We start from the raw sequence: 16,488 nt of genomic DNA, 5'->3' as shown, positions 1-16,488 counted from the left end.
CTAGCTCGGAATGGAGCCGGCCAGGACCAGCGCGAAGACAAGCGCGAACACCGAGAAACCTTCAAGCACGGCCGCTGGAGCCAGCGAGATACCGAAGATTTCAGGCTTGGCCTTGGAGGCGTGAATGGCCGAGGCCAGCACCTCGCCCTGGCGGATGCCGGTGAAAAGCATGGTGAAGCCGGACAGGACACCAATGCCGAACAGGGCTGCACCATTGGCTGCATCGACCTGGGCCTGCTGCAGCGAGAACATGATCACGATGCCGTAGATCACCTGGGAAGACGGCATCAGCGACACGCCGATGAAACGGCCATAGCCGCCGTCACTGTCCAGCATGGCACCAATGGCGGCGCTGCCGCCCAGCGCACAGCCCCAGGCGCTGCCGATGGCACCGAGCGCAACCGGCGCGTAAAGTCCAAACCAACCGAGAGCCACAACGAATTCGTTCACAGGCGTGTCTCCTCTTTCTTGAACGGACGGAAGGGCGTGCCCTCGTCTTTCAAACCCCAATTAAAAAATTCAATGACATTCAGACGCAGGCCATGCACGCAGCCCGCAATCAGGCCGAGGCCGATATTGATGGCATGGCCGATGACCAGAACGGTGATCGCGATCAGGAGCCCGACCCCCGGCACGGCATGGTTGAGCTGACCGGAGAGCGAGTTGATGGTTTCCGCCAGCGAAGCGGCCGCAAGGCCCAGTGCAAACAGCCGCATGTAGCTGAGCACATCTGAGAAGATGTTGACGATGCGGGCCAGCGCGGCAAGTCCGTCAAAGATGCGCATGCCGCCGGACGTGACGCTGTCGACCTTGCGGTCGCTGCCGAAGAAACCGACGGTCAGCAGCCCGAGCACGACGCTGACGGGTCCCGCCGAGCCGAACAGGGTTCCCTGACCGAGGAAAGTCGCCAGACCGCCCAGCGCCACCAGACACCAGCCGATGGGCTGAAACCGTCCGCTTGGGGTCTTCTCGTGCCAGGCCCGCATCAGGTTGGCGAGCACGATATGGATAACGCCAATCGTCAGCGTGATCTTCATCATGGTGTCGACATCCTTCAGATGCAGCACCTTGAGATGTCCAAGGAAACTGCCTTCCGGCGGCGCCACGCCAAAGTAACTGCCGGTGGCGACGCCGAAAGCCGTGGTCGACACCATCAGCCAGACCGACATGCGGAACATCCGGCGGCCCAGCGCCGACCCTGCAAACCGCTTGCGGAACAGGAACAGAAGCAGCAGCAGCAAGAGCCCGTAGCCCGCATCGGTCATGATCATGCCGAAGAAGATCACGAAGGACACATAGACGATGACCGACGGGTCCCAGTCGCGATAGCCGGGCGTCTGGTAGAATTCGACCAGATCTTCTCCCGCTTCCATCGCCTTCCGGTTTTCCAAAAGCGTCGGAGGCCGGTCCTTGTCGGATACCTCATCAAACAGGGTTGCAACACCAAGACCTGCCGCCAGTTCCTCTATCTCGGCTACCTGGTCAGTTCTCGCCCAGGCCTGCAGGACAAAAACGCGATCGGCGTCCGCGGTTTCAAGGGACGCGCGATGGCGGGCGGAGAGGTCGCGCGCGGCCGCCAGGTTCTGCGCCAGCACGAAACGCCACTTGGTCAGGACCTGGCGTTGCAGCTCAAGCTCCTCAAGTTCGATCGCGGCAAGCTCGTATTGATGTTTCAGCTTTGACAGCGCCTCGGTCCCGACATGGGTCCGCGGCACCGGCATGGCATCGGCAGGCGGCTCGTCCGGCGACAGAAGCACGATGTAGCTGCGGTACTTGTCCCGATGCACCACTTCCAGGATCTTGCCATCCGGGTTGACCTGAGACAGCTTTCCCGCCGGAACCACATAGAACCAGAGGCGGTAATCGCCGATCTCGGCCAGGTCCGAAAAGTTGAACTCGCCCCAGGGCTCGACATCGCGGATCCGCCTGTCCAGCCGGGCAAGGCGGTCTTCGCATTCCTTCAAGGCTTTCTTATTTTCCAGCGCGCCGGCCACAACCTGATCCAGCTGAAAGCCGTCCGGGTGGGTCATGGGCCGGCGCTGCGCTGCACTGTTGACCAGCCAGCGCAGGGCTTCCGTTGCTTCGCGGCCGCGCCCGGCCGGAACCGCTTCCAGTTCCTTTTGCGCCGAGGTCAGGGGAATCAGGTGAAGGGCTCCGAATTCCTGGGTTGCCTCCAGAACCTTGTCCTTGTCGTCCAGAATGCCGACCAGGTTGACCTTGACGAGTGGTACGATGCTCATATCTCGGCCACCCTTGTCTCGGCGCTGCGGGCGGCCGTCTTGCGCTTGGAGATCTTGGCCCGGACTACGGCATCGCGCTCCGCGTCGGCCAAAGCCATGCGGATTTTCTTGATGTTGCGTTCCGCCTGCGGAATCAGAACCTTCTCGAAGAGATTGACCCGGCGCGAGATCACGGCTTCGGCCTGGACAAGGCGATCGATGCGTTCATGGGCAACGTCGCGCTCCAGATTGAGCCGCAACAGTTTCTGCATGCCCTCAACATAGGCATCCACCCAGTGCGGGCGTGCCAGCAACGAATATGGTTCCGTCTCGACCTCGATGTCTTCCAGGGTCGGCAGCCTGGTGCCTGAGAGGTTCTGTTCACCCCGGACGACATCCTTCAGACTGACCAGTCCGTCCAGCGGCACCTGCTTGTTGGCCAGCATCGGCAAGGCATGCGCCAGGCCCCTGAACTCTTCCGCATATTCGCGGTCCAGGCGCGAGGCGGTCTCTCTGGCCTTGGCGCGCTCTGCCATGATCTGCAGGCGCTTCAGCTCCAGTGAAGGCAGAAAGCGCTTGTATTCGGCCAGCTGCGCGCTCTCCTTCGCCAATGAAGACTTGTTGAGGGCCAGCTTGGCAGCCATCAGGCGGCCTCCTCGTCAGAGGATTTGGCGGGCTGTTTCCGTTTCGGGAAATACTTGTCGATCAGCCCCTGTTTCATCAGCAGCTGCTCCGGTTCGAAACATTCTGCCAGGGTCTGCCAACACAGGTCGAGTGCCTCCTCCAGGGGTTTCGACACCTCGATGTCCATGAACCGTTCCCGGAACAGGGCGCCGAATTTCAGGAGCTGACGGTCATAGTCCGACAGCTCGAACGCCATGGACTGTTTCTGTTCGGCGTCGCGCGCGCCGGAATAGAACCGGATCATGGTGTTCATGATCTGGTTGTGATCCTCGCGTGTCACCTTGCCGATGACATGCTGTTTCAGGCGTGACAGCGAACCAAACGGGTCCAGAACACCGGAATGCAGGTAGAACTGCCCCTCCGTGATGTAGCCGGTGTTGTCCGGCACCGGGTGGGTCACGTCATTACCGGGCATGGTGGTGACCGTCAGAATGGTGACCGAGCCGGAGCCTTTGAAATCGCAGGCCTTTTCATAGCGGCGCGCCAGCTGCGAATAGAGATCCCCCGGATAGCCGCGATTGGCCGGCACCCGCTCCATGGCAATGGAGACTTCCTTCATGGCATCGGCGAAAGCGGTCATGTCGGTGAGGAGAACGAGCACGCGCTTGCCTTCCTCGACGGCGAATTTTTCGGCAACCGCCAGGGCCATGTCCGGCACCTGCAGCCGTTCGACCACCGGGTCCGAGGCCTGGTTGATGAACATCACCGTGCGCGGGAAGACGCCGGCATCCTCGAACTGCTTCCTGAAGAACGCATAATCGTCGAAAATCAGGCCAAGCCCGCCGAAAACCACGATGTCGGCATCCGCCTGAATGCCGATACGGGCGAGGAACGGATTGTAGGGTTCACCCGAAACCGAAAAGATCGGGATCTTCTGGCTCTCCACCAGGCAATTGAAGATGTCGATCATCGGCACGTCGGTGCGGATCATGCGTGAAGCCAGAACCCGTTTCATGGGGTTGGCCGATGGCCCGCCGATCGGCACGTCCGGGTCGCTGGACAGGTCCGGCCCCTGGTCGATCGGGTGGCCGGCGCCGTCAAAGACGCGGCCGAGAATATTGTCGGAATAGGTCACTTTGGCCGGTTCTCCGAGGAACCGGACCGATGCGTTATTCGCCAGGCCCTTGGTCCCGGAATTCACCTGCAGCGATACCATGTCATGGTCAATATTGATGACCTGCGCCAGCGAAGTCATGCCGTCGCCGGCCTCGACCAGAGCCAGGTCCCCCAGACACGGGCGCCCTTCGGATTCCGATTTCGTCGAAGACACCTGAATGCGGATGATATCTCCGACGATGTCGACAATTCTTGTGTGGGAGACCAGCATCAACGCCCCCTAGGCAATGGACCAAATCGCTTCAATGCGCTTTCCAAGCTCGACAAAACCGGGTCGAGCGAAAGCGCCGGAAAATCATCTTAGGCGGGTTTTACGGCTGCGCACAACTGCTCAGACAGTCGCGTGGAACCCCTCAAGACTGAACTGGAAAGAAGTTAAGAGAGAAACTATTACGCGCGTATGACCTGGATCAAGGGACCAGTTTCAATCGCTCCTTGGCAAGCAAAGCCTGCAGAGCTAGGGTGCATTGCACAAGCCTTCAATTCTTTCGGTTGCCATGACTTTTTCATCCAAGTTTCGCGCCCTTTTGCTGGGCGCTGCCACCTGCCTTGCCGTGTTCCCCGCCGGAGCGAGCATCTCGTTGGCCGCATCCGGCGACAGCAACCGCGCCGCGGCCACCGACCGGCTGGTCGATGCAATTTCCGAAAAACTCGAGGCCTCTGGCCTTTCGGTTATCGTCGGCCTCGGGCGGATCGGCGAGACACGACATTTTCGCGAGTTCGGCACCTTCAGGGACGACGGCCTCGCGCCTGAAGAGACGCTGGTCGATCTGGGATCGAACACCAAGGCGGTGACTGCTGCAGTGGTTCTCAAACATGTCGAAAGCGGCACGCTCAAGCTGGATGACACACTTGACATTCTGCTGGAGGACGTTCCGGAGGACAAGAAGTCCATCACACTGCGCCAGCTGCTGACCCACAGGGCCGGATTGCCGGACGCCGTTGGTTCGGACGAGGAAAGGATCGGGCGTGAAGACTATCTGGCCCGCGTGTTTCGAACACCCCTGTTGAGCCAGCCCGGCACGTCCTATGCCTATTCAAATGTCGGCTATGCCCTGCTGGCGGCGATCCTGGAAAGAAAAACCGGCGAGGCGTTCGAGCCGCTGATGGCAAAGACACTCTTCCCGAACGCAGAAATTCCAGCAATCGGCTATGAGACGACCTATCGGGAAGACGCCTCGGCCATCAGTGGCCGGATCTGGCTGACACTCTATCGCAAACTGCCCATCCACCGGGCCAGCTGGGGCGGTTCAACGGTTGGATGGAATCTTCTGGGCAATGGCGGCGCTGTCGCCACACCGCCCGACGCGATGACCTTTTACGAAGATCTGGTTGGCGGCCGCATCGTTGACCCCGCCCTGTGGCAGGAGGGCTTTACCCATGGTGGTGAGATCCCAACACCCAAATCTTACGGCTTTGGCATTGTCCGGCTTCAGTCTTCCGACGGAACGATTGTCTACACCCATTCCGGGGCGAACATCGTCTTTTCGGTCGATTGGCGGTACGTTCCGAATTCGGGATTGAACATCTTCATTGCCGGCCTGGAAGACGAAGCAGGCGATGCCATGGATATCGTGATGAAACAGGTCAGCACCGCCCAACTCCGCTGAACCCGGGGACGCACCATTTCCGAAGATCCATGCTGGCAGCAAGTCAAGTTATTCCATCCTGCCGCAAAGGTTTTCGTCAGGCCCCGGGCCGTTTGCGAAGCCTGGACAGTTTCTCCTGCCAAATCGGCAGTTGATTGCCTTCGATTGCCGCTCGCGCGCCTCCCGAATCGCTGCCAACTGAAATATCTTTTCCAATTCTACTTTTATACTTACGCTACGTAATGCATTAATGCATGCATTATTACGCAAGGATAGGTTTAAACTAAGTTGTATTGCTTAAATTTGCTTCACATTTGATGAAAAATGGGTTTTTTTAGCCTCGCCTTTTCGCGTTATATTAACTTCTGGTTGCAACGCCCGTTGCGCAAACCTGTTCGCGAATCCTGATCCTGGAGGGGAAGTTGACGGACCAAGTGACTGAGCACGCACTCGAGCTGACGCCTGCTCCCAAATCCGCCGACGGTTCTGCGAATCGGCAACCAGACAAGCAAACACGGGCTTCGGCGCGAAGGCCGGATGACAAGGCCCCGCCGGTTCGCAGCGATATCGGAACGATCCTGCTGCACTGGACACTCGTTGTTGCCATTGTCGCCAGCCTGGTGACCGGCCTCAGACTGTCGACCGACGCCGAACATGCCTGGTTCTCCAAGCTGTTTGAACCGATCCTGCCACAGGGCGAAATCTGGACCTGGCACTATCTCTCCGCGATCTTCGTCCTGGCGCTGATCTTTGCCTATGGGGCCTATATGTCCCTGGCCCGCCTGAAACGGCGGATTTCCTCCAAGAAAATGGTGGTTCTGACCCTGCCGGCCAGCACCAAGCTGCGCCTGTCGGCCGTCAATGTGATTGCCTACTGGATCCTGTTTGCAGCCGTGCTGACACTAACCGCCACCGGGATCTGGCTCTATCTCGGCCATGGCGGCATCTGGGTGACGGTTCACTATACCTCTGCCCTGGTCGTGCTGGGCTACATCGTTGCCCATGTGATCCTGCATTATGCCTATGGCGATGTCGCACAGCTGCTGCGGTTGTTCCGGCCGCAGAAATTGCGCCGGTTTCCCGGCATGGCGGCGCACCCGCTCGCCATTTCCCTTGGCATCGGCGCGGTTGTTCTTGCCGGCGCGGTAGCCCTCGATACCGTCACTCGGGAAGATCTGGTGGTATCCCAGGCGACCGACTTGCCCGTTCTGGACGGCGAACTGACGGATGCAGCGTGGCAGACAGCGCGGCCGGTCTTCGTGGAAACACAACAGGGAACCGGCCTCGATGGCACCGGCGCCTCGACCGTGGAGGTGCGCGCGGCCCAGATCGGCGACAAGATCGCGTTTGCCTTTCGCTGGGAAGATCCCAACCGGTCGCTCAAGCGCCACCCGCTGATCAAGCGGGAAGACGGCTGGTACATGCTCAACAACCGGGCCGATCTCTCCGATGAAACCGCCTATTACGAAGACAAGTTTTCCGTGGCGTTTTCGGCAACGGATGCCTTCGGCGGCGGCGACTCGACCCATATGGGCCCGAAGCCTCTTGGCGACAAGCCGGCAGCCTTTCACGGGCGCGGCCTGCATTACACCACCGATGGCAGCCTGATCGACGTCTGGCAGTGGAAAGCCTCGCGCGGCGGAATGCTCGGCCGAGTGGACGACATGTATTTCAGCACACCCAAGGCACCGAATGAGGCCCAGGCCGCCGGCAAGGGGCGCTACAGCGCCGGCTATGCCGCCGATAAGGGCACGTCATTCTACGTCTACAACTACAAGAAAAAGGCGGGGTCCGACTATCAGGGTACCGTCGATGTCCGGCGCCTACCCGTCGACTACAATGACATCTCCTCCAAAATGGGTGCGATCGATCTTGCCATCGAGGCGACAGACGATCCTGGCTCCCAGTGGTGGTTGTTTGAAGCTGAAAGCGTTCCCTATTCATCCGAGAAGGATGCAGAAATTCCGGTCGGTGCGATCATTCCCGGCGTTCTGATCCAGGGCGAATACACCGGCAGCCGCGCCGATCTTCTGGGTGGATCCAAGTGGAAGGACGGTTACTGGACGCTGGAAATCATCCGCGACATGGACACAGGCCATGACCAGGACCTGGCCATGACCGACGGTCTTTTTGTCTGGGTATCCGTGTTCGATCACAACCAGACCCGGCACACGCGCCATTCGCGGCCCGTGCGTCTGACCTTCAACTGATCCTTCAAGCGTTTCCAAGAAAACGGACCCGGCCATGTCGAAAAGCAGCTGCACCGTCACCATCAACGGCAAGAAGATCAAGGCGAATGTCGGCGACACCCTGATCGATGCGGGCCTTGAGGGCCGTCTCGTCATTCCGCATGACTGCTGTTCCGGCCAGTGCGAAACCTGCCGCGTCAGGGTTCTCAGCGGCGCGGTCGACGATCTGGGAACGCGGGAAAAGGACACGGTGCTGGGCTGCCTTGCCGTTCTGGAGGGCGATGCCGAGATTTCCTATGATCCGGTGCCGATCGTGAAGACGATCAAGGGAACCGTTGAAAGCATCCGGACCATCAAGGAAGACTATCTTGAAGTCCGCGTCCGGACCGTGCGCCCGGTGATCTGGCTCGCGGGCCAATATCTGAGAGCGACTTTTGCCGGCTATCCGCCGCGAGACTACAGCCCGACGACGCCGCTCAATCTTGATGCCGAGGAGGGCGTCATCGTCTTCCACATCAAGGTCTATGAAAACAGCGTCGTCTCGTCGAAACTCGGCAAGGAAATCTCCGTCGGCCATGCGGTGAAGCTGCGCGGCCCGTTCGGCAATGCCTTCCTGCGCCGTCAACCCGAACCCATCCTGCTGACCTCGACCGGAACGGGGTTTGCGCCAATCTGGTCGATCGCCGTTGCCGCGAGCATGGGCCAGCCGGGTCGCGAGATCCGCGTGATTGCCGGCGCCCGGACCCGGGACGGCCTTTACATGCGAGATGCCGTGCGCTGGCTACAGAACCATGGCGTTCCGATCACGCTGACAGCGAGCGATGGCGACAATGAAACCGTTCTGCGCGACCGCCCCCAGGACCTGGTCGGCCCGCTGACAGCAGATCATGTGGTGTATTCCGCCGGCGCCCCGGCCCATGTCGAAGCCATGCGGGAGATCGCGCTCAGCTCGGGCGCAACCTTTTACGCCGATCCGTTTTATGTCGCAGAAGAAGACAAGGGCCTGACGGCCTTTGCCGGCAATCTTCTGCGAAAGGCGGCCGCGCCGTTCGCAACGGCATCGGCCGGCCGCTGACGGGGATCTATTGAGCCGCCGTGGTGATGGCTTCCTGGCCGGGCAGGATCAGTTCTGCCGCGCCATCAACCGGCATCGGGCGACCCAGATAATATCCTTGGGCGTCGGTGCAGCCGATATCGGCGAGCATGTCGAGCAGCTCCCGCGTCTCGACGCCCTCTGCCGTGGTGGTCATCTTCAGGTTCTTCGCCAGCTCGATCACGGCCTTCACGATTGAAACCGACTCTTCGGAATAGGCCATGGACCGCACGAAGGACTGATCGATCTTGATCTTGTCGAACGGGAAGCGGCGCAGATAGCTGAGCGAGGAATATCCCGTGCCGAAGTCGTCCATGGAGACCTTCACACCCAGGGTCTTTGCCTGGTGAAGCGCGTCGAGAACTTCTTCTGAATCGGTCAGAAGCACCGTTTCCGTCACTTCCAGCTCCAGCCGGTCCGCGCGGAGGCCCGAACTCGTCAGCGCATTGATCAGGACCGGTCCAAAGGCGTGCCCGCGCAACTGGCGGGGTGACAGGTTGACCGCGATGCGCAGATCGTCCGGCCAGCCCGCGGCAATCCGGCAGGCCTCGTTCAAGACCCACTCGCCCACCTGCAGGATCAGGCCGGTGTCCTCGGCGATCGGAATGAAGTCGCCCGGCGGCACCATGCCACGCTTGGGATGCTTCCAGCGCACCAGGGCCTCGAACCCGGAAATCTGCAGGTCCTTCATCGCATATTGTGGCTGGAAATAGAGCTCCAACTCGCCATTTGCGACCGCGCTGCGCAGGTCAGTGATCAGCTCCCTGCGGTCATTGACGGCAATGCCCATGTCCGTCTGGAAGAACCGGTGCGTGTTTCGCCCTTCCTCCTTGGCCCGGTAGAGGGCGAGGTCGGCCTGCTTGAACAATTCGTCTCCGGCGATGTCGTCGCCTTTTGCGACCGCAATACCGATACTCACACCAATGACGATCTCGTGGTCTGCGATCAGGAACGGCTGTGACAGTTTCCAGATCACCAGCTCGGCCAGCTCTTCAACCTGCGTCATTCGTACGGGCATGCGCGTCAAGATGGCAAATTCATCACCGCCGAGCCGCACGACCAGATCGTCTTCATCACACAGGTCGCGGAGACGATCGGCGACCTGGCGCAGCAACTCGTCACCGATCGGGTGGCCCAGGGAATCGTTGACCGTCTTGAACTCGTCCAGATCGAGACAAAGGATGGCGAACTCGCCCCCCTCTTCGCGCTGGCGGCGCAGGCGATTGTCCATCTTGTCGCGAAATTCGATCCTGTTGGGCAATTGAGTCAGAATGTCGTGGCGCGCGAGGAAGGCCAGTCGGTCACGCGCTTCCTGGCGTTCGGTAATATCTTCGGCGATGGCAACATAACCGCCATCGGCCAGTGGTTGCCGCGTGGTCAGGACAATACGGCCCGTGCCGGTCTTCTCCATTTTCGTGCTTTGGACCGGTCCCCCGGTCCGTTGACCGACGGCGCGCCCATCGGCACGTGTCAAACTGTCGGATTCGAGCAACTCGGCGTTCAATAGCGCAGAAAGCTGCTCCTCCCTCAGACCGGACCCGATCGTTTCCGCCTGCAGTCCGAAGAGTTCTGCAAACCTCTGGTTGGACACGATCAGGCAACCGTTGCGGTCGAACATGCAAAGCCCGTGGGACATGTTGTTGAGCGCGGCATCGAACAGGATGTTCTGTTCGCGCAGCTGCGCTTCCTGGGAGCGCAGGATCGTATTCTTTTCATGGACCCGCGTGCGCAGGGCATCGCGTTCCTTGACCGAGCGCTGCAGGGAAACAACCGAACGGGCAATATCGCCAACCTCGTCGAGCCGCTCGGTGCCCGCCACCTGGCTTTCAAAGTCGCCGGCGGCAATTCCGCTCAGAACGCGAGTGATCTTGGTTAGCGGCCGGGTGATCTGCCTGGACAGGAGATAGGCGACGGCGGCAAAGGCAACCAGCGCCAGCAATCCGAACAGGAACAGCCACTTGAGCAGCTTGGTTTCTTCTTCGGTACCGATCCTGGTCAGCTTTGCCTGGATCGAGGTGAGCTCCTCGATCGGGAGCATGGCGCAGATGGTCATGGGCGAGACCGGCCCGCCGCACGCAATCACCCTGGCGCCGTTGTAGCTGATGTTCGGTTGTGTCGGCGAGATTTCGAGATCCGCGAGACCGCCTGCGAAATTGGCCCTGGAGATCACCTTGTTGTCGACGAGGATCGCCAGTTCGAAGGAATTGATTTCGGCAAGATCCGCCAGCAGCGGTTCTTCAGAGCGCAACCAGCGCTGTGCCAGAAGCCCACCGATCACATATCCGAAATCGTCGAAAACCGGGACAAAGATAACCTGCGAGACGGAATTCACGTTGTCGCCGGGAACGAAAATGCTGGTCTCCCTGAGCGGAAGAAGGCTCGAGTAGGTCAGCCGTTGCCCCGGATAGCTGGCCTTCAGCGACTGATCGATGTCCTCAAAGAAGCTGAAACGGCGGATGGTGTTGTTGAGCCCGACAAGATCTGCCGAATAGGAAGACGCGCCAATGACACGACCCTTGTCGTCAAGCACCACGAGACTGTCGACATCTGCCTGCTTGGCAGCTGGCCCAAGGAGTTCCGACATGGCGACATTGTTGCGCGATTCAATGGCTTTTACCGTGTCGACACGCTCCGATATGGCGCTGACCCGCCGCAGCCTGTCCTCAAGCAGGTAGTCCAGCCGGGTTCCGGCCAGTTCGACATCCGCCGTGAGCGTTTCAAGCAGGCGGGCATGGGAGAGTTGCAACAACTCTGCTTCCTGCCGCGTCATGCTGTTTTCAAGCTGATACGCCACCAGGCCGATCAGGCCGGCAAAGGCACATACGGCGGTGAAGACCGCGCCGTATGTGTAATGCCAAAGAAGGGAGGAATGACGTATCATGGGCCGAGAACGCTAGTTGCCGACGGGAACACCGCCGAAGTTTCGGATCAAATCCCGCGCCTGGTCCGATTGGCTGAAGGAAATGAACGCCTGCATGTCCTCCTCCAGCGTCCCGTCCTTGTAGATCAGGGCCAGCGTCACGGCGCTCGGATAGCTGTCATCCGTCGGGTGGTGGCCGTCGATTTCCAGAACGGACAGACCGTTTTCCAGCGGGCTGGAGTATGGACCGAAGGCGATCGCGCCCTCGACGCCCCGTGCCGTCTCGATCGCTTCCTGTGTCGTCAGAGCGGTCTTGGATCTTGGCGAGAACGTCAGTTCATCCCAACCCGGCATCGTCGCTTTCAGAACCTGCAGCGTACTGTCGGCATCTTCCCTCCGGACCAGCCGCACCCGCAGGTCGGCGCCGCCCAGGTCCGCCCAGTTTGTGATCTCACCGGAATAGAGTTTGACAAGGTCTTCACTGGTCAGACCGTCAACACCGGTCGATGGATGCGTGAAAACCGCGCTCGGGATCTTGGCGAAGGGCAGATAAACAAGTCCGTATTCCACTTCGCTGTCGGTGAGCGGACGGGCAACCCTGCCCAGGCGTTCCGCCCCCGTTCCAACGGCGGCAATGCCACCTCCTGACCCGATGCTCGGCGGAATATCCAGCGCTATGTCCGGATGCGCCTTGGAGAATCCGGCGCCGATCTCGCGTAGCATTTCCAGACCATCGCCGGTCCCGACGACCTTGAGGCCGGTCTGTGCCGACAGGTGAGCGTTTTGAACAAAGAGAGAGCAGACGAACAATGCCAAGCCAAAGGCCAAAACACGCATTTTTACCACCAATGTTTGACTGTATGATCTAGACTGGCATATTCAAGTTAACTAAACACTAATGTACTGGAACAAATTACAATAAATATGTATTCAAGATTTTTCTTTGAAATAAAAAGAAACAATTCCTCAAATTTTCTGGAAAAATATAGATAGGCAATATTTACCTGTAGGGCAAATTTTGCCGCCCATTGGTTGAGTGCAGGTTGTATAATTCGATTTATTTCTGTATTTGTCGACGCGCTTCGTAAATATACATTTGAATATGAGTTATTGTGAGAGCCAGCCTGCCTCCCTCTAAGATTAGCTGCACTTTACCTTATGGGAAGATCAAAACGTGTAGATCTCAGGTAAGTGTCCGACCGAACTACACTTGTCAGCACGCCGGCGGACCGGCACTGGCCCGCACCACGAGTTCAACATCAACCATCACCGGCTCAGGCACACTTCCCTGCAGCAGCCCTCCGGACTGCATGCATTCCAGCAGCAAAGACGAGGCATTTGTTCCCAGGGCGTGCCGGTCCTGGCGAATGGTTGTCAGCGCAGGTACATAGAATTCGGAAAGCTCGATGTCGTCAAAACCGATGACCGACATGTCCTCCGGCACGCGGACGCCATGTGCCGTGAGAGTGGACATCAGGCCAAAGGCGACCTGATCCGATGCACAGAAAACCGCTGTCGGCCGGTCTTCCATTTCCAGAATGCGCAGCCCCGCTGCACGGCCGGACTCCAGCGAGAAATCACCCCGGACGATCCATTCGTCGCGGACAGGCAGGCCAAGCGCCGCACGCTCCGCGACCATGCCTTCACGCCGGACATGGGTCAGGACATTGTCCTGCGGCCCGGTCACATGGGCAATCTTGCGATGCCCCAGGTCGTAAAGGTGACGGATGGCCAGACGCGCGCCCTGGCCGTTGTCGCTGCGCACGGATGGCAGTCTGTTCCCCTGTTTCCATTCACACGCAAACACCAACCGCCCTGCGACATCGTTTTCCTCCAGCAGTCGCAACTCGTCATCGGGCAGGGCACCGTCGAGACAGATCAGGCCATCAATCTGCGAATCCAGGAAATAGTCGACCAGCCGCTTGCCGGACAGGCGATTGTCCCTGGTGTCGGCTATCAGAACAGATGTGTCCTGATCACCAAAGGTCTCGCTGATGCCGGCCAGAATCTTGGAGAAGAACGGGTTGCCGAGATTTGGCACCAGGACGAGCACAGCACCAGCCTTGCGCGTTCTCAAGCTTCGGGCGGCACGGTTGACCCGGTAACCTGTTGCCCGGATCGCCGCAAAGACCTGTTCCCGGGTGCTCTCCGACAGCAGCTCCGGATTGCTCAGCGCGCGGCTCACAGTTGCCGTTGATACGCCCGCCTCCCTGGCGACATCCCGGATACGTGCGTTTTTTTGAGCCAATGTCGTCTCCGAAGGTCCTGATCGGTATCGTGTTTTTGGTGTGGCACCAGCTGTGAACTGCACTGCACCAACATTCCGGGTTGACACAAGTGCGTTTCACGAGAATGATGATCAATGTAATCGATTACACGCAGATTACAACAAGATGTAATCGATTACAGCTAATGCGGTGGAGGCCGCATCGTGAGGACACCCGAACATTCCGTTCGATGGGAGGACAGAATGAAATCACTACGCGCAGTATTCGTGGCAACCACTGCTCTTTGTGCAGCCGGCGCTGCCAACGCAACCGATCTTGAAGTGACGCATTGGTGGACATCCGGCGGCGAAGCCGCTGCCGTTGCAGAGTTTGCCAAGGCCTTTGACGCGACCGGCAACAAGTGGGTCGATGGTGCCATTGCAGGCTCCGGCGGCACAGCCCGCCCGATCATGATCAGCCGGATCACCGGCGGTGACCCGATGGGCGCCACACAGTTCAACCACGGCCGCCAGGCAGAGGAACTGGTCGAGGCCGGCCTGATGCGGGACCTCACCGACATCGCCGAGGAAGGAAACTGGGCCGAAGTCGTATTCCCGCCGTCCCTGCTCGAAAGCTGCACGCTCGATGGCAAGATCTACTGCGTTCCGGTGAACATCCACTCTCCGCAATGGCTGTGGCTCAACAATGCCGTCTTCACCGACAACGGCCTTGCCGTACCGACCAACTGGGAGGAGTTCGTTGCCGCCGCTCCGAAGCTCCAGGAAGCCGGCATCGTGCCGCTCGCCATGGGCCAGCAGCCCTGGCAGACGACGCTCGCCTTCCAGACCCTGCTGACCGCGCTGGCCGGTCCTGAGACCTATACCAAGGTGTTTGGCGACAAGGATGGCGATCTCGCCGCCGGTCCGGAACTGGCCAAGGTCTTCGAGGCTGCTGCGGTTGCTCGCGACATGGCCAAGGACTCCAACGTTCAGAACTGGAACGACGCCACCAACATGGTCATCACCGGCAAGGCCGGCGGCCAGATCATGGGCGACTGGGCCCAGGGAGAATTCCAGGTCGCCAACCAGGTGGCCGGCGAAGACTACACCTGCCTGCCGGGTCTTGGCGTCAATGAAGTCATCCAGACCGGCGGTGATGCCTTCTATTTCCCGAAGGTCGACGATGAGGCGATCACCGCGGCGCAGGGTGAACTGGCCAAGGTCATGATGGCACCTGCAACCCAGGTGGCCTTCAACCTGAAGAAAGGCTCTCTGCCGGTGCGCGGCGATGTCGATCTGTCGGCCGCCAATGACTGCATGAAGAAGGGTCTGGCGATCCTTGCCAAGGGCAACATCATCCCGGGCACCGACCAGCTGATGTCCGCAGACAGCAACCAGCAGGTCAACGACCTCTTTGTCGAGTTCTTCAACAACCCGTCAATGTCGGCCGAAGACGCCCAGAAGCTGTTTGCCTCGATCATCGCGAACGCCGACTGATCCGGCCACTGAGCTCCGCCGCCCTTCGTCAAGGGAGCATGCCTGAAGGGCGGCGTCCTCCAGCCCTGCGCGCGGCACTGCGCGCAGGGTCCTTTGATCCTTTCCGGACCCCTGACTGCGATGAGGAAGACTGGCATGGCCGCAACGCGCCCGGCTCTCTGGCACCGCAACCTGAATGCAAAGGTGGCCGCGATTCCGATGATCGTCACCGCGCTGGTGGTGTTTATCGGCGGCACCGCCTGGACGGTGGTGTACTCCTTCACCAATTCCAAGCTGCTGCCGCGTGAAAAATTCGTCGGCTTCGACCAGTACGAGCGGCTCTGGAACAGCAACAAGTGGCTGATCTCGATTGAGAACCTCGCCATTTATGGCGGATTCTCGCTGGTTTTCTCCCTGCTCATCGGATTTGTTCTGGCGGCATTGCTCGATCAGAAAATCCGTTTCGAGGACACGTTCCGGACCATTCTGCTCTATCCGTTCGCGCTCAGTTTCATCGTGACCGGTCTTGCCTGGCAATGGATCCTCAACCCGGATTTCGGCGTCCAGCAGGTGGTGCGCAATCTCGGCTGGGAAAGCTTCACCTTCGACCCGCTCTACAACCCGGACATCGTGATCTACGGCATCCTGATCGCCGGCCTCTGGCAAGGTACAGGGCTGATCATGTGTCTGATGCTTGCCGGTCTGCGCGGGATCGACGAAGACATCTGGAAGGCGGCGCGGGTCGACGGCATCCCGATGTGGAAGACCTATCTCTTCATCGTCATTCCGATGATGCGCGGTATCTTCATCACCGCAATCGTCCTGATCGCCTCCGGCATCATCAAGGTCTATGACCTTGTGGTTGCCCAGACCGGCGGCGGTCCCGGGATCGCTTCCGAAGTTCCCGCCAAATACGTCTATGACGCGATGTTCCTGTCGCAGAACCTTGGCCAGGGCTTTGCCGCCTCCACCATGATGCTGCTGACCGTTGCAATTATCGTCGTGCCCTGGGCCTATCTCGAATTCGGAGGCAAGCGCCGTGGCTGACCTTTCTGC

The 16,488-nt window shown here is 59.6% G+C and carries 12 protein-coding genes; 5 read left to right on the top strand and 7 right to left on the bottom strand.

The genetic code is table 11. The features are described from left to right. From CHH27_RS20680 to CHH27_RS20665, 4 genes are read right to left on the bottom strand one after another with little or no spacing between them, the layout of a single operon-like run. A complete protein-coding gene (locus tag CHH27_RS20680; RefSeq protein WP_094073266.1) occupies positions 1–450 on the bottom strand; it encodes an ATP synthase subunit C in 450 nt (149 codons plus the stop codon). Then, a complete protein-coding gene (locus CHH27_RS20675; protein ID WP_094073265.1) occupies positions 447–2,240 on the bottom strand; it encodes a V-type ATP synthase subunit I in 1,794 nt (597 codons plus the stop codon). Before CHH27_RS20675 ends, CHH27_RS20680 begins: the two co-directional genes overlap by 4 nt. Continuing rightward, positions 2,237–2,863, bottom strand: a complete 627-nt coding sequence (locus tag CHH27_RS20670; protein WP_094073264.1) for a V-type ATP synthase subunit D — start codon at positions 2,861–2,863, stop codon at positions 2,237–2,239. The genes CHH27_RS20675 and CHH27_RS20670 overlap by 4 nt, the downstream gene beginning before the upstream one ends. Then, positions 2,863–4,230: a V-type ATP synthase subunit B gene (locus CHH27_RS20665; RefSeq protein ID WP_094073263.1), complete on the bottom strand. Its 1,368-nt coding sequence runs from the start codon at positions 4,228–4,230 to the stop codon at positions 2,863–2,865. Before CHH27_RS20665 ends, CHH27_RS20670 begins: the two co-directional genes overlap by 1 nt. A gap of 286 nt (positions 4,231–4,516) precedes the next feature. Between CHH27_RS20665 and CHH27_RS20660 the strand changes: the two genes are divergently transcribed. The 3 genes from CHH27_RS20660 to CHH27_RS20650 all read left to right on the top strand — a co-directional run bounded on the left by CHH27_RS20660 (position 4,517) and on the right by CHH27_RS20650 (position 8,872). Continuing rightward, positions 4,517–5,629: a serine hydrolase gene (locus tag CHH27_RS20660; protein WP_094073262.1), complete on the top strand. Its 1,113-nt coding sequence runs from the start codon at positions 4,517–4,519 to the stop codon at positions 5,627–5,629. A 401-nt stretch (positions 5,630–6,030) separates the two neighbouring features. Then, positions 6,031–7,818 (top strand): ethylbenzene dehydrogenase-related protein, encoded by a 1,788-nt coding sequence (locus CHH27_RS20655; RefSeq protein WP_208988309.1) that lies wholly within the window; start codon positions 6,031–6,033, stop codon positions 7,816–7,818. Positions 7,819–7,852: 34 nt separating this feature from the next. Next, a complete protein-coding gene (locus tag CHH27_RS20650; protein WP_094073260.1) occupies positions 7,853–8,872 on the top strand; it encodes a 2Fe-2S iron-sulfur cluster-binding protein in 1,020 nt (339 codons plus the stop codon). 7 nt (positions 8,873–8,879) lie between these two features. Here CHH27_RS20650 and CHH27_RS20645 read toward each other — a convergent pair whose 3' ends face one another. The 3 genes from CHH27_RS20645 to CHH27_RS20635 form a co-directional block, all read right to left on the bottom strand. Beyond that, a complete protein-coding gene (locus tag CHH27_RS20645; protein ID WP_094073259.1) occupies positions 8,880–11,771 on the bottom strand; it encodes an EAL domain-containing protein in 2,892 nt (963 codons plus the stop codon). A gap of 12 nt (positions 11,772–11,783) precedes the next feature. After that, on the bottom strand, positions 11,784–12,587 hold the full coding sequence (locus CHH27_RS20640) for a PstS family phosphate ABC transporter substrate-binding protein (protein ID WP_094073258.1): 804 nt from the start codon (positions 12,585–12,587) through the stop codon (positions 11,784–11,786). A 376-nt stretch (positions 12,588–12,963) separates the two neighbouring features. Then, the gene (locus tag CHH27_RS20635) at positions 12,964–13,998 is read right to left on the bottom strand and encodes a LacI family DNA-binding transcriptional regulator (RefSeq protein WP_094073257.1); all 1,035 of its coding nucleotides are present in this window, start codon (positions 13,996–13,998) and stop codon (positions 12,964–12,966) included. A gap of 222 nt (positions 13,999–14,220) precedes the next feature. Between CHH27_RS20635 and CHH27_RS20630 the strand changes: the two genes are divergently transcribed. Together CHH27_RS20630 and CHH27_RS20625 are read left to right on the top strand one after the other, a co-directional pair. Beyond that, positions 14,221–15,453, top strand: a complete 1,233-nt coding sequence (locus CHH27_RS20630; RefSeq protein WP_094073256.1) for an ABC transporter substrate-binding protein — start codon at positions 14,221–14,223, stop codon at positions 15,451–15,453. Positions 15,454–15,588: 135 nt separating this feature from the next. After that, on the top strand, positions 15,589–16,479 hold the full coding sequence (locus CHH27_RS20625; RefSeq protein WP_094073255.1) for a carbohydrate ABC transporter permease: 891 nt from the start codon (positions 15,589–15,591) through the stop codon (positions 16,477–16,479). Positions 16,480–16,488: the final 9 nt, after the last annotated feature.

Source organism: Labrenzia sp. VG12 (assembly GCF_002237595.1).
Taxonomy (GTDB): domain Bacteria; phylum Pseudomonadota; class Alphaproteobacteria; order Rhizobiales; family Stappiaceae; genus Roseibium.
Note: the sequence above shows the minus strand (reverse complement) of the source record. Positions and strands in the feature narration are given on the sequence as shown.